Source organism: Streptomyces sp. NPDC052301, assembly GCF_044593395.1.
Classification (GTDB): Bacteria; Actinomycetota; Actinomycetes; order Streptomycetales; family Streptomycetaceae; genus Streptomyces.
Window position 1 is genome coordinate 636113 of record NZ_JBIUBE010000002.1, and the last position, 17740, is coordinate 653852.

A 17740-nucleotide genomic window follows, 5' to 3' on the forward strand; every position below is an offset into this window, starting at 1 on the left:
TGACCTCAGGGCCGCAGACTGCTCACCAGCTCCGCGGTGGCCCTGAGGCCGCTGTGGATGGTGGGTGCCATGCTCGTGCCGGCCACGAAGAAGCCGAGCAGCATGCAGACCAGGGCATGGGAGATCTTCAGCGAGCAGTTGCGCATGAAGATCACGGCCAGGATCAGGAGCAGCAGCACCACAGAGATGGAAATAGCCATCGGGAACCTCCTCCGCCACGCCCCACGTGCGGCGTTTCGGCCGCAAGTGTGGCGTAGCGGAGGGTTCGTCCGGGCGGCTGACGTGTCCCCCGATCGTGTGGTGTTACGCGCAGGGGTGGGCGTCGAGGAAGGCCTGGAGGCCGGCGAGGTCGTCGGTGTTGAGGTAGTCGACCCCGGCGGCCAGCAGTTCCGTCCACAGCGCGTCCCGGGCCGGACCTGCCGTGTCGGGGGTGGCCCAGAACCGGACCTGCTGCCCGCGGGCGTGCGCGGCGGCCGTGATGCTCCGCAGCTTCTGCCGCTCCGCGTCCGGGATCGGACCCTCGCCCGACCAGGTGAAGTTGAGCGTCCAGTTGTCGCTGATCAGTGAGATGAAGGAGGCGGGGGCGGGGCTGCCGAGGTCCGTGAGCCGTCCGTCGTAGAAGGCGCGGCGCTCGGTCTGCGCCTCCATCGGGACGCGGGCGGCCCGGTCGCCGGAGATGACGGCGGTGACCGGGCCGGGGTGGACCCGGCCGTGCGCGTAGCGGGTGAACAGGTGCGGGTAGCGCCTGAGGTGGCGGTCGAGTTCGAGGTACGTCGTGGAGCCTTCCGTCTTGATGTCGATCAGGAGCTGCAGCGGCCGGTGCCGGCCGCGGTACACGCTGCCGTGCCCGGTCCGGACGCGGGCGGCGAGCGGGTCGAGGTAGAGGGACTCGAGGGTGCGGGTCGGGTCCAGCTCGGAGGCGTCGTGGCCGATGAGGAGCTGGTCGCCGACGAGGAAGATGTCGGCCTCGACGCTGCCGAAGCGGTGGTCGAGGGCGTCGTACAGGGGCCGCGGGTGCTCGTAGTCGTTGTGGGCGTGGGCTCGCCACAGCGGGTTCGGGTGGCGCTCGCGCCCACCGGCGAGCGCGCGGCTCGCGGGCACGGCGAACGTACCCGCGAGGGCGGCGCCGAGGGTGGTGAGGGCTCTGCGGCGGGTGGTGAGGGCCATGCGCTGCCTCCCTTGAGGTGCCGGATGGGACCGGGGAGAGTATGCGTGCGATCACCCCTCAAGTGCCTTGGCCTTGATGGGAGTTGGCGCGTTGTTCACTTCTCCGGCGCGGGCACTTCCGCGACGCGGGCACACGGAGAAGCCCGCCCCGGGCGGGGCGGGCTTCACGTGCCGTGGGTCAGGGCGCCTGGAGGTCGACCAGACCGGCCAGTGCCTCCCGGTGGGTTCCGGCGGTGCCGTAGGCGATCGAGTCGGCCTTGGCCCGCTTCAGATACAGGTGCACCGGGTGCTCCCAGGTCATCCCGATGCCGCCGTGCAGCTGCAGCGCCTCCTCGGTGGCGTGGACGGCGACCGGGGCCGCATAGGCCTGCGCGACGGCGACCGTCACGTCGGTGTCCTCGCCGGTGGCCAGCGCGTCGGCGGCGGCGCGGGCGGCGGCACGGAGGTTGACGACCTCCAGCCACAGCTGCGCGAGCCGATGCTTGAGCGCCTGGAAGCCGCCGACCGGCCGGTTGAACTGCTTGCGCTCCTTCAGGTAGCGGACCGTCTCGGTCAACGCCCAGTCGGCGACACCGAGTTGTTCGGAGGCGAGCAGTCCGGCCGCGGCCCGCAGGGCCCGTCGTACGGCGGGTTCGGCGTCGCCGACGCGGCGGCCGGGGGCGCCTTCCAGCCGGACGGTCGCCAGCGGCCGGGTCAGGTCCAGGGAGACCTGCGGGGTGAGGGTCACGGCGTCGGCGGCCACGGCGTACAGGCCGCCGTCGTCGGCCGGGACGAGCAGCACGTCGGCGGCGGCAGCGTCCGCGACGCCGGTCAACTCACCGTGGAGGGTGCCGTTCTCGACGCGTGCGGTGGCGAAGGCGACGCCCGGTGCCGTGTGCAGTCCGACCGCGAGGGCACCGATGGTGCGCCCGGAGGCCAGCCGACCCAGCAGCTCCTCGTCACCGCAGGCGAGCAGCGCCTCGGTGGCGACGACCGCGCTGGTGAGGTACGGCACGGGAGCGACCGCGCGCCCCAGCTCCTCCAGGACGACGGCGGCTTCGCGGTGCGTGGCACCCTGTCCGCCGTGCGCCTCGGGTACCAGCAGACCCGCGAGGCCCATACCGTCGGCGAGCGCTTTCCAGGCCGCGAGGTCGTGCGGGGTGCCGGACTCGGTGCGGGAGATGACGCCGGGCGCGTCGCAGTGGTCGGCGAGCAGGTCCCGGACCGCGGCCCGCAGTGCCTCCTCCTCGTCCGAGTACAGCAGGTCGGGCTGCGTGCTCATCGGGACAGGTCCTTCCATGCGACGTCCTTGTCGGTGCGCGGCTCGGCGGGCAGGCCCAGGACGCGCTCGGCGACGATGTTCAGCAGGACCTCGCTGGTCCCGCCCTCGATGCTGTTGCCCTTGGAGCGCAGATAGCGGTAGCCGGCGTCGCGGCCGGTGAAGTCGACCAGCTCGGGGCGGCGCAGGGTCCAGTCGTCGTACGTCAGGCCCTCCGCGCCGCGGAGTTCGACCTCCAGGCCGCTGATCTCCTGGTTGAGCCGGGCGAAGGCGAGCTTCATCCCGGCGCCCTCGGGACCCGGCTGGCCCGCGACGAGCTGCTGGCGCAGACGCTCGCCGGTGAACCGGGCGACCTCTGCCTCGACCCAGAGCTTCAGCAGCCGCTGGTGCAGGTCGTGGGTGCGCAGTTCCGGGCGCTCGCGCCAGGTCTTGGACACCGGGCCGATCATGCCGCCCTCGCGGGGCAGCCGCATACCGCCGATGGCGACGCGCTCGTTGTTGAGCGTGGTCTGCGCGACCCGCCAGCCGTCGCCGGCCTCGCCGAGGCGGCGGGAGTCGGGGATGCGGACATCGGTGAGGAAGACCTCGTTGAACTCGGCCTCACCGGTGATCTGGCGCAACGGCCGGACCTCGACGCCGGGGTCGGTCATGTCGCAGACGAAGTAGGTGATGCCCGCGTGCTTCGGCACGTCCGGGTCGGTGCGGGCGATGAGGATGGCCCAGCGGGAGTTGTGCGCGCCGGACGTCCACACCTTCTGCCCGTTGACGACCCAGTCGTCGCCTTCCCGCACCGCCCGGGTGCCGAGCGCGGCCAGGTCGGACCCGGCGCCGGGCTCGCTGAAGAGCTGGCACCAGACCTCCTCCCCGGTCCACAGGGGCCGCAGGAACCGCTGCTTCTGCTCCTCGGTGCCGTACTTCAGGACGGTCGGCGCGGCCATGCCGAGACCGATGCCGTTGCGGCGCGGATCGTTGTCGGGCGCGCCCGCGGCCTCCAGCTCGGCGTCCACGACGCCCTGCAGGGAACGGGGGGCGCCGAGTCCGCCCAGGCCCTGGGGGTAGTGCACCCAGGCGAGGCCGGCGTCGAAACGGGCGCGCAGGAACTCGAGGCGGTCGGTGTCCGCGGGCGGATACGCGGCCAGCAACTCCCGGGTACGGCGGCGCAGTTCTTCGGCGTCGGTCATGCTGTTCCCTCCATCACCACGGCGACCCGGCCGGTGGACCGGCCGTCCGCCACCTTCTGCACGGCCACGGCCGCCTCGGTCAACGGCACCCGCTCGCTCACCAGCGGCTTGATCGCGCCACGCGCGGCCAGCTCGGTCAGCTCCTCGTGGCAGCGCTGGATCAGCTTGGGGTTCTTGGTGTTGTACAGGCCCCAGTGCAGGCCGAGGATCGAGTAGTTCTTCACCAGGGCGTGGTTGAGCGCCGGACTGGGGATGGTGCCGCTCGCGAAACCGACGACGACGATCCGGCCCTCGAAGGCGACCAGCTTGGCGGACTGCGCGTAGGCCTCGCCGCCGACCGGGTCGTAGATCACGTCTGCGCCCCGGCCCCCGGTGGCCTCCTTGACGGCCGCGACGACGTCCTCGGAGCGACGGTCGACCACCACGTCACAGCCCAGCTCGCGGGCCACGGCGGCCTTGTCGGCGCCACCGACCACACCGATCACCGTGGCGCCGGCCGCCTTTCCGAGCTGGACGGCCGCGCTGCCCACGCCACCGGCGGCGGCGTGCACGAGCAGGGTCTCCCCCGCCTCCAGGCGGGCCCGGCGGTGCAGGCCGAACCAGCCGGTCTGGTAGCCGATGTGCAGCGCGGCGGCCTCCGCGTCGTCCAGCGACTCGGGCGCCGGCAGCAGGGCGCGGGCGTCGGCGAGGGCGTACTCGGCGAAACCGCCGTACGGCAGCGCGGGGTTGGCGATCACCCGGCGGCCGTCCTCGGTCTCGCCGCAGATCTCCACGCCGGGCGTGAAGGGCAGCGGCGGGCGCACCTGGTACTGGCCCCGGCACAGCAGCGCGTCCGGGAAGTTGACGTTGGCGGCACGCACCCGCAGCAGCACCTGGTTGTCACCGGGCACGGGCCGCTCCACCTCGGCGAGGCGCATCACCTCGCTCGGCTCGCCGTTCTCGTGCACTTGCCATGCCTGCATGCGGGGCCTCCACGGGACTGCTTCGTCTGACCGGGTCCGATCGCATACTAAGCGGTCGCTTGCCGATCAGGGAACAGTTGGCCTCGTCACTTCCGCGTCGGCCGCGCCCGTACGTGCATCCGCTCTCCCTGCGGCCCGAACAGACTGAGGAACTCCACCGGTCCCTCCCCCGCCGAACCGAACCAGTGCGGGACGCGCGTGTCGAACTCGGCGGCCTCGCCCGCCGCCAGCACCACGTCGTGCTCGCCGAGGACCAGCCGCAGCCTGCCCGACAGCACGTACAGCCACTCGTAGCCCTCGTGGGTGCGCGGTTCCGGCTCCTGGCCGCCCTGGGGCACGAGGACCTTGAAGGCCTGGAGCCCGCCGGGCTGGCGGGTCAGCGGCCAGAACGTACGGCCGTGCCGCTGCAGGGGCCGGGCCCGCACCCGGGGGTCGCCGACCGGCGGGGCGCCGACCAGTTCGTCCAGCGGCACCTGATGGGCCTGGGCGATCGGCAGCAGCAGCTCGAGGCTGGGCTTGCGCAGCCCGGACTCCAGCCGGGAGAGGGTGCTCACGGAGATCCCCGTCGCCTCCGACAGCGCGGCCAGGGTCACCTCCCGCTCCTTGCGGATGCGGCGCAGCCGCTCGCCCACTTCCGCCAGCACATCGTCGGCACTCATGCCTTCCATTGCAGAATCGGCAAATTTGTTTGTCAATACCGTGACCGCCGGGCGACCGTCTCCGGCATGACCGAGAACAATGCGTACGAGGCGGTCGTCGTCGGAGGCGGCGCCGCCGGGCTGTCCGCCGCACTGGTGCTGGGCCGGGCCCGGCGCCGCACGCTGGTCGTGGACACGGGCGAGCCGCGCAACGCGCCCTCCGCGCACCTGCAGGGCTATCTGACCCGGGACGGCATGTCCCCGGCCGAGTTCCTGGCGGTCGGACGGGAGGAGGTCGCGGGGTACGGGGTGGAGCTGGTCCGGGACCGGGCCGTGGACGCGCGCAGGGACGGCGCGGGCTTCACCGTGGACCTCGCGAGCGGTGGGACGGTACGGGCCCGGCATCTGGTGATCGCCACCGGCCTGAAGGACGAGCTGCCGGCGGTCCCGGGGCTGGCCGAGCGGTTCGGCCGGGACGTGGTCCACTGCCCGTACTGCCACGGCTGGGAGGTCCGCGACCTGCCGACCGGGGTGCTCGCCACCTCACCGCTCAGCGTGCACCAGGCGCTGATGGTCACCCAGTGGTCTCAGGACGTGCGGCTCTTCCTGCACGGGACGAGCGAGTCGGAGCTGACGGACGAGGACCTGCGCCGGCTGACCACGGCCGGGGTCGCGGTGGTGCCCGGCCGGGTCGCCGGACTCGTCGTCACCGACGACCGGCTCACCGGGGTCGCGCTCGCGGACGGCACGGTCCACGAGCGCGAGGTGCTGTACGCCGCCCCGCGCGCCCTGCCGAACAACGGCCTGCTCGTGCGGCTGGGTGCCGAGCTGCGCGAGACGCCGTTCGGCGCCTACCCGGTGATCGACGAGCGGGGTCTGACGACCGTGCCCGGCCTGTGGGCGGCGGGCAACACGAGCGGCTTCGCGGAACAGGTGGTCAACGCGGCGAGCCGGGGGTACCGGGCGGGGGCGGCGATCAACGGGGAGCTGCTGTTCGCCGACCTCGACGCGGCCGCCCGGGTGTAGGCCCCGCTCTCCCGGTGCACCCTGGGGGCATGCTGCTGATCCGGCTCGCCCAGGTGTCCCGGGAGGTCGCCGCGACGGCGGCGCGGTCCCGCAAGACGGCGCTGCTCGCGGAGCTGTTCCGGGAGGCGGAGGCGGACGACGTGCCGATCGTCATCCCGTACCTGGCGGGACGCCTCCCGCAAGGGCGGCTCGGCGTCGGCTGGAAGGTGCTGAGCCGCCGGGTGCCGCCGTCCTCCGAGCCGGCGCTCACGGTCCGCGAGGTCGACGCCCGCCTCGGCGAGCTCGGCAAGGTGTCCGGGCCGGGTTCCCAGGCGCAACGGGCCCGGCTCGTCGGGGAGCTGATGGGCGCGGCCACCGAGGAGGAGCAGCGCTTCCTGCTGGGCCTGCTCACCGGCGAGGTCCGGCAGGGCGCGCTGGACGCGGTCGCCGTGGAGGGCCTCGCCCGGGCGACCGGCGCCGACGCGGCGGACGTACGGCGGGCGGTGATGCTCGCCGGCTCGCTGCAGACGGTCGCCCAGGCGCTGCTGGCCGACGGACCGGGCTCGCTGGACCGGTTCCGGCTCACCGTCGGCCGTCCCGTCCTGCCGATGCTGGCGCACAGCGCCTCCTCGGTCGCGGAGGCGGTGGAGAAGCTGGGCGCCTGCGCGGTGGAGGAGAAGCTGGACGGCATCCGGGTCCAGGTCCACCGGGACGGCGGCACGGTCCGCATCCACACCCGCACCCTGGACGACATCACCGACCGGCTGCCCGAAGTGACCGCTGCCGCCCTGGAGTTGGCGGGCGAGCGGTTCATCCTGGACGGCGAGGTGATCTCCTTCGACCCCGCGGGCCGCCCCCGTTCCTTCCAGGAGACGGCGGGCCGGGTGGGCTCCCGCACGGACGTGACCAGGGCGGCCGCGGAGGTGCCGGTCTCCCCCGTCTTCTTCGACGCCCTCGCGGTCGACGACCGCGACCTGCTCGACCTGCCCTTCGCGCGGCGGCACGCGGAGCTGGCCCGGCTGGTGCCCGAGCCGATGCGGGTGCGCCGTACCGTGGCGGCCGGTCCCGAGGACCTCCCGGAGGCGGAGCGGTTCCTCACCGACACGCTGGACCGCGGGCACGAGGGCGTGGTGGTGAAGGCGCTGGACGCCCCCTACAGCGCGGGCCGGCGCGGCGCCGCCTGGCTGAAGGTCAAGCCCGTCCATACCCTCGACCTGGTGGTGCTGGCCGCCGAGTGGGGCCACGGCCGGCGCACCGGCAAGCTGTCCAACCTCCACCTGGGCGCCCGCACCCCGGACGGCGGCTTCGCCATGCTCGGCAAGACCTTCAAGGGCATGACCGACGCGATGCTCGCCTGGCAGACCGAGCGGCTCCAGGAGCTGGCCGTCGAGGACGAGGGCTGGGGAGTGCGGGTCCGTCCCGCACTCGTCGTCGAGATCGCCTACGACGGCCTGCAGCGCTCCTCCCGCTACCCGGCCGGTGTCACCCTGCGCTTCGCCCGCGTGGTCCGCTACCGCGAGGACAAGCGGCCCGAGGAAGCCGATACCGTTCAGGCCCTGCTGGCGGCTCACCCGGAGGTCACGCCGTGACGGTGCGTACGACGAAGCGCAGTGCCGGACTGCTGGTGTTCCGGCACACCGGCGAGGGTCTCGAGGTGTTGCTGGGCCATATGGGCGGCCCGCTGTGGGCAAAGAAGGAGGCCGAGGCCTGGACCGTACCGAAGGGCGAGTACGACCCGGACGAGCCCGCCTGGGAGGCGGCCCGGCGGGAGTTCCAGGAGGAGCTGGGGCTGGCGCCGCCCGACGGGGAGGCCGTACCGCTGGGCGAGGTCACGCAGAAGAACGGCAAGATCGTCACGGCGTGGGCCGTCGAGGGCGACCTGGACCCGGAGGCCGTCACCCCCGGCACCTTCACCATGGAGTGGCCGCCGAGGTCGGGCCGGGTGCGGGAGTTCCCCGAGCTGGACCGGGTGGCGTGGTTCGCCCTCGGCCGGGCCCGTGAGCTGATCATCACGGCCCAGGCCGCGTTTCTCGACCGGCTGGCGGAGCACTCGGGCTGACCAGGGGCCTTTCGCGTTGCGTCCTGCCCGGCCGCGCGCGAAGGTCGAAGCAAGCCCGCTCCCAGGGAGGTCAGCCATGCCCATCGCGACGGTGAACCCGGCGAACGGCGAGACGCTCAAGACGTACGAGCCCATGGGCGAGGAGGAGCTGGAACGCCGGCTCCAGCTCGCCGAGGCCACGTTCCGCACCTACCGGACGACCACGTTCGCCGACCGCACCCGCTTGCTGAACAAGGCCGCCGAGCTGCTGGACGAGGACCAGCAGGAGATCGCCCGGGTCATGACCACCGAGATGGGCAAGCCGATCAAGCAGGCCCGTGCGGAGGCCGCCAAGTGCGCCAAGGCCATGCGCTGGTACGCCGAACGCGCCGAGGGACTGCTCGCCGACGAGGAGCCCGCCGAGGCGGACGTGAAGGACTCCGGCGCCTCCCGGGTCCGGGTCCGTTACCGGCCGCTCGGCCCCGTGCTCGCGGTGATGCCCTGGAACTTCCCGCTCTGGCAGGTGATCCGGTTCGCCGCGCCCGCGCTGATGGCGGGCAACGTGGGCCTGCTCAAGCACGCCTCCAACGTCCCCCAGACGGCCCTGTACCTGGAGGATCTGTTCCACCGGGCGGGCTTCACGGAGGGCTGCTTCCAGACGCTGCTGATCGGCTCCGGCGCGGTGGACGACGTCCTGCGGGACGAGCGGGTCAAGGCGGCGACGCTGACCGGCAGCGAGCCGGCCGGCCGGGCGGTCGCGTCCACCGCCGGGGAAATGATCAAGAAGACGGTGCTGGAGCTGGGCGGCAGCGACCCGTACGTCGTCATGCCCTCCGCCGACCTCGACCGGGCGGCCCAGGTCGCGGTGACCGCGCGCGTGCAGAACAACGGGCAGTCCTGCATCGCCGCCAAGCGGTTCATCGTGCACACCGACGTCTACGACGCCTTCGCCGAGCGGTTCACGGCGGGCATGAAGGCGCTCAAGGTCGGCGACCCGCTGGAGGAGGACACCGAGGTCGGGCCGCTCTCCAGCGAGCAGGGGCGCAGGGACCTGGAGGAGCTGGTCGACGACGCCAGGCGCACCGGGGCCGAGGTGCTGTGCGGCGGCCGGCGCCCGGACGGGCCGGGCTGGTTCTATCCGCCGACCGTGCTCGCCGGCATCACCCGGGAGATGCGCATCCACCGGGAGGAGGCGTTCGGGCCGGTGGCCACGCTGTACCGGGCCGGCGACCTGGACGAGGCCGTGCTCATCGCCAACGACTCCGCTTTCGGACTGAGTTCGAACGTGTGGACGCGGGAGGAGAGCGAGGTCGAGCGGTTCGCCCGGGACTTGGAGGCCGGGTCCGTGTTCGTCAACGGGATGACCGCCTCCCATCCGGCGTTCCCGTTCGGCGGAGTGAAGCGGTCGGGGTACGGGCGTGAGCTGTCCGGGCACGGAATCCGGGAGTTCTGCAACATCACCACGGTTTGGCAGGGTGCGTGAGCGCTGCGCGGCTACCATCCCCTTTTGTGAACCGCGAAGTGACCCTGCCTCTGATCGTCGACGACCGCGGTACCTTGCAGGTGGCTGCGGCCGACGTGAGCAAGCTGCTGCGGACCGTGGGCGGACGGTGGCTGCATCTCGTCGAGGCGGGGGAGCACGGACTCGACGAGAACACGGTGGCCGCTCTGACCATCGAGCTGGCCAAGCTCGCGGACCGTATCGACGTGGCCTGCATCGCGCACAGCAGCGGAGCGCCGTAGGACGTGCCCAGGGGGTCGCGGCCTGCGCGTCCCAGAACATCGCCTCGTACGCCTGGAGCAGCCTTCCGCAGTGTGCGCCAGGCCGGGGTCGAGGCGGCCGGTGTCCAGGGCCGCCCGGACCGCCGCCGTCGCCTCCGGCTGCGGTGCCGGCTCGGCGAAGAAGCCGAAGGAGGCGCACGCCTCGTCCGGGAAGCCGTACCGGGTGCGCAGACCGGAGGCGATGCGGGAGCAATGGCCGCCCCACGCCGATCGGCCGTGAGCGCGAGGACGACGTCCGCCGGGGAGGCGTGGACGGCGAGCCAGGCCACGTACGCCGGACAGGCCTGGCAGCCCGGCAGGGGGTGTACGTCCCCGAGCGTTTCTCCGTGATGCCGCAGGCGTCCGCCGAGCGGTCCGCCAGGAGCCGGAAGGCGGTGCGGTCGGCGGGGATCACCCACTGCTGCTCCAGGACCAGCGCCGCCAAGGTCTCCCGGGCGGCCTCGCCGCGTTCGACGAGCGGCACCAGCGGGTGGCCGACGGGTCGGGGACGAGCGTCCCGACGGCCGTCCTCAGCAGGTCCTTCGCCAGGTCCTTCGCCGTAACGGATTTCATGGCGTTTTCCCTCGTCCGGCCGCAGAAGTCGTCCTTCGAGCCTGGCACGGCGTCCCCGATTCGGAGTAACCCGACGCGAACTCATCGCCCTCCCGGGTGACCGTGGTTGGAGCACCTCCTGAGGTGAACCACCTTCTGACCGGTGGGTGAGAACCCACCGGACGGCTGAAAGCAGGGACGGTTCATGGCGACTTTGTGCAGGCCCTCGGTGTCGGTCCCGGAGCACGTGATCACGATGGAGGAGACGCTGGAGCTGGCGCGCTCCCGCCACGCGGACCACCCTCAGCTTCCGCTGGCCTTGCGGCTCATCGAGAACACGGGCGTCAAGACCCGGCACATCGTGCAGCCCATCGAGGAGACTTTGAAGCACCCCGGCTTCGAGGAGCGGAACAAGCTCTACGAGTCCGAGGCCAAGGCCCGGGTCCCGGCGGTGATCCAGCGGGCGCTCGACGACGCGGAACTCCTCACCAGCGACATCGACGTGATCATCTACGTGTCGTGCACGGGCTTCATGATGCCCTCGCTCACCGCGTGGCTGATCAACGAGATGGACTTCGACTCCACCACCCGCCAGCTCCCGATCGCCCAGCTGGGCTGCGCGGCCGGCGGCGCGGCGATCAACCGGGCGCACGACTTCTGCTCGGCGTACCCCAACTCCAACGCGCTCATCGTGGCCTGCGAGTTCTGCTCGCTGTGCTACCAGCCCACCGACCTCGGTGTCGGCTCGCTGCTCTCCAACGGACTGTTCGGTGACGGCATCGCCGCCGCCGTGGTCCGCGGCAGCGGCGGCACGGGGGTCCGCCTGGAGCGCAACGGCTCGTACCTGATCCCCAAGACGGAGGACTGGATCGCGTACGACGTCCGGGCCACCGGCTTCCACTTCCTGCTGGACAAGCGGGTGCCCGCGACCATGGAGCCGCTCGCCCCGGCCCTGAAGGACCTGGCCGGCACGCATGGCTGGGACGCGTCCGACCTGGACTTCTACATCATCCATGCGGGCGGTCCCCGAATACTCGACGACCTCAGCAAGTTCCTGGATGTCGACCCGCACGCCTTCCGGTTCAGCCGGTCCACGCTCACCGAGTACGGCAACATCGCCAGCGCCGTCGTCCTGGACGCGCTGCGCCGGCTGTTCGAGGAGGGCGGCGCCGAGGACCGGGCACGCGGGCTGCTCGCCGGGTTCGGGCCCGGCATCACCGCCGAGATGACGGTGGGCCGCTGGGTCAACGGGGACGGGCGATGACGGAGGAGACCGTGCGGAGCGAGCCGACGGCGCCCGCCGGAACCCTGCCGCCCGTCCGGCAGTGGCCGGGGCTCGACCTGCCCGGGACGGAGTTCGACCCGGTCCTGACCGAGCTGATGCGCGACGGTCCGGTCACCCGGGTCCAGCTGCCCAACGGCGAGGGCTGGGCGTGGCTGGTCACCCGGTACGACGACGTACGGACGGTGGCCAACGACCCGCGTTTCAGCCGCAGGGCGGTCCTGGGCCGGCAGGTGACCCGGCTCGCCCCGCACTTCGTCCCGGACCGGGGCGCGGTCGGCTTCCTCGACCCGCCCGACCACACCAGGCTGCGCCGCTCGGTCGCCGCCGCGTTCACCGCCAAGGGCGTGGAGCGGGTGCGCGAGAAGGCGCGGGCGATGCTGGACGAGCTGATCGACGAACTCCTCCAGGACGGCCCGCCGGCCGACCTCACGGCGACGGTCCTCAGCCCGTTCCCCATCGCGGTGATCTGCGAGCTGATGGGTGTCCCGGTCGGCGACCGGCACACCCTGCACGCCTGGACCCAGCTGATCCTGTCCTCCGCGCACGGCAGGCAGGTCAGCGAGCAGGCCAAGGGCGAGATGAGCGCCTACTTCGCCGACCTGATCGGGCTGCGTGAGGACAGTGCGGCCGAGGACGTCACCTCGCTGCTCGGTGCCGCCGTGGGCCGGGGCGAGGTCATGCTGGAGGAGGCGGTCGGCCTCGCCGTCCTGCTGCAGATCGGCGGTGAGGCGGTCACCAACAACAGCGGGCAGATGTTCCATCTGCTGCTGAGCCGCCCGGAGCTGGCGGAACGGCTGCGCGCGGAACCCGGCATCCGGCCGAAGGCCATCGACGAGCTGCTGCGCTACATCCCCCACCGCAACGCGGTCGGCCTGTCCCGGATCGCCCTGCAGGACGTGCAGCTCGGAGGGGTCCGCATCCGCGCGGGCGAGCCGGTCTACCTCTCCTACCTGGCCGCCAACCGCGATCCGGACGTCTTTCCTGACCCGCAGACCATCGACCTCTCCCGCACCCCGAACCCGCACGTGGCGTTCGGCTTCGGCCCGCATTACTGTCCCGGCGGCATGCTGGCCCGGCTGGAGTCGGAGCTGTTGGTGGACGCCCTGCTGGACCGGGTGCCGGGCTTGAGGCTGGCCGTGCCACCGGACGAGGTGCCCTTCAGGAAGGGCGCGTTGATCCGGGGTCCCGAGGCCCTGCCGGTGAGGTGGTGAGCGACCGATGACGACGACCGAGGGACTGTCGGTACCCGAAGGGCCCGCGGCGCGAGGTGCGGCACCGGTCCGGGTGGATCCGCCGTCCCGGGAAGCGACACCGGTCGACGGGCTGCTCGTCCCGCCGGGCGAGGGCCGGGTCGTCCAGACGCCCGCGCAGCGGGTGACGTACAAGGTCACCGGCGTGCACTCGCGGATGGCCTCGACCTTCGAGGTGGAGGTCCCGCCCGGCTTCGACGTCGGCGCCCATGTGCACACGCGCAGCGAGGAGCTGTTCTACGTCCTCGAGGGCGAACTGGACGTCCTGGCCTTCGAGCCCCGTGTCCGCACCCCCGACAACTGGCGGAAGTGGCAGTCGCGTTCGGGCGGCGGGGTGGTACGGGCCACACCGGGCACGGTGATCGTCGTGCCCCCGGGGTGCCCGCACGCGTTCGCGAACCCGACGGAGACGCCGGCGAAGATGTTCTTCCAGGCGTCCCCGCCCCCGGACCACGAACGCTACTTCGAGGAACTGCTGGAGATCCTGGGCAACGGCGGCCCGCCCGACCAGGAGGCCATCGAGGCCCTGCGGGTGAAGTACGACATCGAGCAGCTCACCCCGCTGAGACACCGGTGAGCAGCCCGATGTGAGGGGCGCGAGGCGGTGCCACCGCACCGCACCCGCGCCCCCACGGCGCTACCGGATCGGCATCCCCGCCAGTGTCCGGGCGATCACCAGCCGCTGGATCTCGCTCGTGCCCTCGAAGATCGTGTAGATCGCGGAGTCCCGGTGCATCCGCTCCACCGGATACTCACGGGTGTACCCGTTGCCGCCCAGGATCTGAATCGCCTGAGCGGTCACCTTCTTCGCGGTCTCGCTCGCGAACAGCTTGGACATCGACCCCTCGGCCGCCGTGAAGGGCTTGCCGTTGACCGCCATCCACGAGGCCCGCCACACCAGCAGCCGGGCGGCGTCGATCTGCGTCCGCATGTCGGCCAGCTGGAACGCCACGCCCTGGTTGTCGATGATCGGCCGCCCGAACTGCTCACGGGTTTTGGCGTAGTCGAGGGCGACCTCGTAGGCGGCCCGGGCGGTGCCCACCGCCATCGCGCCCACGGCCGGCCGCGAGGCCTCGAAGGTGGCCATCGCCGCGTTCTTCACGCGCTCGGCGCCCGCCTCGGCCCGCTCCCGGGCCCGGGCCAGCCGCTCGTCCAGCTTCTCCTTGCCACCGAGCAGGCAGGAGCCCGGGACGCGGACGTTGTCGAGGATGACCTCGGCGGTGTGCGACGCGCGGATGCCGTGCTTCTTGAACTTCTGCCCCTGGGACAGCCCGGGCGTGCCCGGCGGGACGATGAAGGAGGCGTGGCCCTTGGAGCCCAGCTCCGGGTCGACGGCGGCGACGACGACATGGACGTTGGCGATGCCGCCGTTGGTCGCCCAGGTCTTCGTGCCGTTGATCACCCACTCGTCCTTGGCCTCGTCGTACACGGCACGCGTGCGCATGGAGGCGACGTCGGAGCCGGCGTCGGGCTCGGAGGAGCAGAACGCGGCGACCTTGACGTCGTGGACGTCGCCGTACATCTGCGGGATCCAGGTGCCGATCTGCTCCTCGGTGCCGTTGGCGAGCACGCCCACGGCGGCGAGGCCGGTGCCCACGATGGAGAGGGCGATGCCCGCGTCACCCCAGAACAGCTCCTCCATCGCCATCGGGATGCCGAGGCCGGTGGGGTCGAAGTACTGCTGCGCGTAGAAGTCGAGGGAGTAGATGCCGACCTTTGCGGCCTCCTGGATCACCGGCCAGGGGGTTTCCTCGCGCTCGTCCCACTCGGCCGCGGCGGGGCGGATCACGTCCGCGGCGAAGCCATGGAGCCAGTCCCGGACTTCCTTCTGTTCGTCGTTCAGCTCCATGGTGAACTCGGCCATGTCCCCTCCAGCGGCGGCACTACGATGTTACTAGCGGTAACCCGAGTCTGTTACCGACCGGTAGGAAAAGTCAACCGGCGCTGACGCTCGGCATCCCGTTCGATGTCAGGGGCACAGACAGTGTTAGTTTGCGCAGGCGTCACCGAATCAGCACGGGTGGGGAGAGCACATGGACACCACACAGCGGACCGATCAGCAGCGGTCCGCCGACCGCAGACGGCGCGAGCTGCTGGAAGCCGCCGACCGGGTGGTGCTCCGCGACGGCCCGCAGGCGTCGATGAACGCGATCGCGGCGGAGGCGGGAATCACGAAGCCGATCCTGTACCGCCACTTCGGGGACAAGGGCGGCCTTTACGCGGCTTTGGCCAAGCGCCACACGGACGCGCTGCTGGACTCGCTGCGGGCAGCGCTGGACGCGCCGGCCGGCCGGCGCGAACGGGTCGAGTCGACGCTGGACACCTATCTCGCCGCGATCGAGGCACGGCCCCAGGTGTACCGGTTCCTCATGCATCCGGCGGAGGGCAGCACCGGCGGCGACCAGGGCTTCGACGTCGGCAAGCACAGTGCTCCGCTGCTTCGGCGGATGGGCGAGGAGCTGGCCCAGGTCATCGAGGAGCGGGTCGATCTGGGGCCGGAGAGCCAGCAGCTGGCCCGGGTGTGGGGCCACGGGATCGTCGGGATGATGCATGCCGCCGGGGACTGGTGGCTGGGTGAACGCCCCTGCTCTCGGGCCGAGTTGGTGCGCTCCCTCGCGGATCTGCTGTGGGGGCGGCTCGCGGCCGCCGGGGACCGGATGGGGGGCCCGGGGTTCTGACGGCCGGTCGCCCCGGGCGGACCGCTTCACCGGCGCCAAGAAGCCCGGGAGATCTGCCTCGCCAGCTTCCGCTTCCGCCACCCCGTGAGGTGATCCGCGTACACCCGGCCCTCCAGGTGGTCCCACTCGTGCTGCAGGCACCTGGCGAAGAACCCCGTGCCGTGCACGGTGACCGGCTCCCCCGTCACCGTGAAACCCTCGACCACCGCATGGTCGTACCGTTCCGTCCCCGCCTCCAGCCCCGGCAGGGACAGGCAGCCCTCGGGGCCCCTGATCACCACCCCGTCCGTCTCCACCGACCGCGGGTTCACCACATGCCCGAGATGACGCACATCGTCATCGTCCGGGCAGTCGTACACGAACACCCGCAGACCCACCCCGATCTGATTCGCGGCCAGGCCCACCCCCTGCGCCGCGTACATCGTGGCGAACAAGTCCTCCACGAGGGCCGCCAGCTCGGGGCCGAAGTCGGTGACTTCCCGGCATTGCTCGCGCAGCGGGGCGTCGCCGAGCAGGGAAAGGGGCCGGACGCGCCCGTGGGCGCCCGGGATCGTGCCGTGTCGCATAGCGGCAAGGGTACGGTTCCTTCAGGTCATGCCCGCCGCACAGGTGTGGGCCGGGATTCGGGTGTGCGAATGGATCTCGATAGGCTTCAGGTCCACACCACGCTGCCGGATGGCCCCAGGCGCGGCGCGTACGCAAGGAGGATCGAGAACTGATGGCAGGCAACTCGGACCCGCTCTCGCCGCGGGCCAAGCTGGCCGTGACCGCGGGCAAGGCGGTCGCTGCGGCATCGCGCGCCGCTGGGCGCGGCAGCGGGTCGGTGATCGGTGGCCGGGTCGCGCTGAGGCTGGACCCCGATCTCCTCGGGCGGCTCGCCCAGAACCTGGACGTCGTCCTGGTGTCCGCCACCAACGGCAAGACCACGACCACCCGGCTCATCGCGGAGGCCCTGCGTGCCGCGGGCCCGGTCGTGTCGAACGCGCTCGGCGCCAACATGCCGGCCGGCATCACCTCCGCGCTCGCGGGTGGCTCGGAGGCGAAGTTCGGCGTCATCGAGGTCGACGAGAAGTACCTGGCCGGTGTGGCCCGGGACACCGACCCGAAGTGCATCGCCCTGCTGAACCTCTCCCGCGACCAGCTCGACCGCGCCGCCGAGACCCGGATGCTCGCCGAGAACTGGCGCGAGGGTCTCGCCGGCTCGAAGGCCGTCGTCGTCGCCAACTGCGACGACCCGCTGGTGGTGTGGGCGGCTTCCTCCTCCCCGAATGTGATCTGGGTCGCGGCGGGGCAGATGTGGAAGGACGACGCCTGGTCGTGCCCGTCCTGCGGTGGCGTGATGCAGCGGCCCGGCGACGACTGGTTCTGCGGCGAGTGCGGGTTCCGGCGTCCCACGCCGACCTGGGCGCTCTCCGGCGACCACGTCCTCGACCCGCACGGGTCCGCCTGGCCGATCCACCTGCAGCTGCCGGGCCGCGCCAACAAGGCGAACGCGGCCAGCTCCGCGGCCGTCGCCGCCGTCTTCGGCGTGCCGCCACAGGTCGCCCTGGAGCGGATGTACCAGGTCCAGGCCGTGGCCGGCCGGTACGACGTCGTGCAGTTCGAGAACCGTGATCTGCGGCTGCTGCTGGCCAAGAACCCGGCCGGCTGGCTGGAGACGTTCTCCCTGATCGACCCGCCGCCCGCCCCGGTGATCCTGTCCGTCAACGCGCGCGGAGCCGACGGCACCGACACCTCCTGGCTGTGGGACGTCGACTACACCCGGCTGACCGGCCACCCGATCTTCGTGATCGGCGACCGCAAGCTGGACCTCGCCGTCCGCCTGGAGGTCGCGAACCAGCACTTCCAGGTCTGCGAGAACCTCGACCAGGCCGTGCAGATGTGCCCGCCGGGCCGGATCGAGGTCATCGCGAACTACACCGCGTTCCAGGACCTGCGCCGCCGCGTCGGCAACTGATCTTCGAA

At 72.0% G+C, this 17740-nt stretch carries 20 protein-coding genes; 11 read left to right on the forward strand and 9 right to left on the reverse strand.

Annotation, left to right across the window (positions count from 1 at the left end; genetic code table 11):
- Window positions 1–5: 5 nt before the first annotated feature.
- From ACIHEJ_RS06540 to ACIHEJ_RS06565, 6 genes are all read right to left on the reverse strand, one after another.
- On the reverse strand, window positions 6–200 hold the full coding sequence (locus tag ACIHEJ_RS06540; RefSeq protein ID WP_366009231.1) for a hypothetical protein: 195 nt from the start codon (window positions 198–200) through the stop codon (window positions 6–8).
- Window positions 201–303: 103 nt separating this feature from the next.
- Window positions 304–1167 carry a phosphatidylinositol-specific phospholipase C/glycerophosphodiester phosphodiesterase family protein gene (locus ACIHEJ_RS06545; protein ID WP_400132506.1) on the reverse strand — a complete coding sequence of 288 codons (864 nt, stop codon included), beginning with the start codon at window positions 1165–1167 and terminating at the stop codon, window positions 304–306.
- Between the two features lie 178 nt (window positions 1168–1345).
- Window positions 1346–2428 (reverse strand): acyl-CoA dehydrogenase family protein, encoded by a 1083-nt coding sequence (locus ACIHEJ_RS06550; RefSeq protein WP_400132507.1) that lies wholly within the window; start codon window positions 2426–2428, stop codon window positions 1346–1348.
- The gene (locus ACIHEJ_RS06555) at window positions 2425–3606 is read right to left on the reverse strand and encodes an acyl-CoA dehydrogenase family protein (protein ID WP_400132508.1); all 1182 of its coding nucleotides are present in this window, start codon (window positions 3604–3606) and stop codon (window positions 2425–2427) included. Before ACIHEJ_RS06555 ends, ACIHEJ_RS06550 begins: the two co-directional genes overlap by 4 nt.
- Window positions 3603–4568: an NADPH:quinone oxidoreductase family protein gene (locus tag ACIHEJ_RS06560; protein WP_400132509.1), complete on the reverse strand. Its 966-nt coding sequence runs from the start codon at window positions 4566–4568 to the stop codon at window positions 3603–3605. Before ACIHEJ_RS06560 ends, ACIHEJ_RS06555 begins: the two co-directional genes overlap by 4 nt.
- Before the next feature lie 86 nt (window positions 4569–4654).
- Window positions 4655–5227, reverse strand: coding sequence for a helix-turn-helix domain-containing protein (locus tag ACIHEJ_RS06565; RefSeq protein WP_400132510.1), 573 nt, complete (start codon window positions 5225–5227; stop codon window positions 4655–4657).
- A gap of 66 nt (window positions 5228–5293) precedes the next feature.
- Between ACIHEJ_RS06565 and ACIHEJ_RS06570 the strand changes: the two genes are divergently transcribed.
- From ACIHEJ_RS06570 to ACIHEJ_RS06595, 6 genes are all read left to right on the forward strand, one after another.
- Window positions 5294–6232: an NAD(P)/FAD-dependent oxidoreductase gene (locus ACIHEJ_RS06570; RefSeq protein ID WP_400132511.1), complete on the forward strand. Its 939-nt coding sequence runs from the start codon at window positions 5294–5296 to the stop codon at window positions 6230–6232.
- Window positions 6233–6261: 29 nt separating this feature from the next.
- Window positions 6262–7800 (forward strand): ATP-dependent DNA ligase, encoded by a 1539-nt coding sequence (locus tag ACIHEJ_RS06575; RefSeq protein ID WP_400132513.1) that lies wholly within the window; start codon window positions 6262–6264, stop codon window positions 7798–7800.
- Window positions 7797–8270, forward strand: a complete 474-nt coding sequence (locus tag ACIHEJ_RS06580; protein WP_400132515.1) for an NUDIX domain-containing protein — start codon at window positions 7797–7799, stop codon at window positions 8268–8270. Before ACIHEJ_RS06575 ends, ACIHEJ_RS06580 begins: the two co-directional genes overlap by 4 nt.
- A 76-nt stretch (window positions 8271–8346) precedes the next feature.
- Complete coding sequence (locus tag ACIHEJ_RS06585) at window positions 8347–9732, forward strand: NADP-dependent succinic semialdehyde dehydrogenase (protein ID WP_400132517.1); 1386 nt, start codon at window positions 8347–8349, stop codon at window positions 9730–9732.
- A gap of 26 nt (window positions 9733–9758) precedes the next feature.
- A complete protein-coding gene (locus tag ACIHEJ_RS06590; protein WP_400132519.1) occupies window positions 9759–9992 on the forward strand; it encodes a DUF6213 family protein in 234 nt (77 codons plus the stop codon).
- 100 nt (window positions 9993–10092) lie between these two features.
- Entirely contained in the window at window positions 10093–10251 is a 159-nt protein-coding gene (locus ACIHEJ_RS06595) for a hypothetical protein (RefSeq protein WP_400132521.1), read from the forward strand.
- A 170-nt stretch (window positions 10252–10421) separates the two neighbouring features.
- Here the strand turns inward: ACIHEJ_RS06595 and ACIHEJ_RS06600 are convergent, their stop codons facing one another.
- The gene (locus tag ACIHEJ_RS06600) at window positions 10422–10583 is read right to left on the reverse strand and encodes a hypothetical protein (protein ID WP_400132523.1); all 162 of its coding nucleotides are present in this window, start codon (window positions 10581–10583) and stop codon (window positions 10422–10424) included.
- 184 nt (window positions 10584–10767) lie between these two features.
- Between ACIHEJ_RS06600 and ACIHEJ_RS06605 the strand changes: the two genes are divergently transcribed.
- The 3 genes from ACIHEJ_RS06605 to ACIHEJ_RS06615 are packed head-to-tail and all read left to right on the forward strand — an operon-like array spanning window position 10768 to window position 13674.
- Complete coding sequence (locus ACIHEJ_RS06605) at window positions 10768–11826, forward strand: type III polyketide synthase (protein WP_400132525.1); 1059 nt, start codon at window positions 10768–10770, stop codon at window positions 11824–11826.
- The gene (locus ACIHEJ_RS06610; protein ID WP_400132527.1) at window positions 11823–13058 is read left to right on the forward strand and encodes a cytochrome P450; all 1236 of its coding nucleotides are present in this window, start codon (window positions 11823–11825) and stop codon (window positions 13056–13058) included. Before ACIHEJ_RS06605 ends, ACIHEJ_RS06610 begins: the two co-directional genes overlap by 4 nt.
- A 7-nt stretch (window positions 13059–13065) precedes the next feature.
- The gene (locus ACIHEJ_RS06615) at window positions 13066–13674 is read left to right on the forward strand and encodes a cupin domain-containing protein (RefSeq protein WP_400132529.1); all 609 of its coding nucleotides are present in this window, start codon (window positions 13066–13068) and stop codon (window positions 13672–13674) included.
- Window positions 13675–13734: 60 nt separating this feature from the next.
- Here the strand turns inward: ACIHEJ_RS06615 and ACIHEJ_RS06620 are convergent, their stop codons facing one another.
- Entirely contained in the window at window positions 13735–14961 is a 1227-nt protein-coding gene (locus ACIHEJ_RS06620; protein WP_400132531.1) for an acyl-CoA dehydrogenase family protein, read from the reverse strand.
- Between the two features lie 169 nt (window positions 14962–15130).
- Between ACIHEJ_RS06620 and ACIHEJ_RS06625 the strand changes: the two genes are divergently transcribed.
- Window positions 15131–15775 (forward strand): TetR family transcriptional regulator, encoded by a 645-nt coding sequence (locus ACIHEJ_RS06625; protein WP_400132533.1) that lies wholly within the window; start codon window positions 15131–15133, stop codon window positions 15773–15775.
- Window positions 15776–15801: 26 nt separating this feature from the next.
- Here ACIHEJ_RS06625 and def read toward each other — a convergent pair whose 3' ends face one another.
- Entirely contained in the window at window positions 15802–16341 is a 540-nt protein-coding gene (gene def / locus ACIHEJ_RS06630; protein ID WP_400132535.1) for a peptide deformylase, read from the reverse strand.
- Between the two features lie 152 nt (window positions 16342–16493).
- Between def and ACIHEJ_RS06635 the strand changes: the two genes are divergently transcribed.
- Window positions 16494–17732, forward strand: a complete 1239-nt coding sequence (locus ACIHEJ_RS06635; protein ID WP_400132537.1) for a MurT ligase domain-containing protein — start codon at window positions 16494–16496, stop codon at window positions 17730–17732.
- Window positions 17733–17740 lie beyond the last annotated feature (8 nt).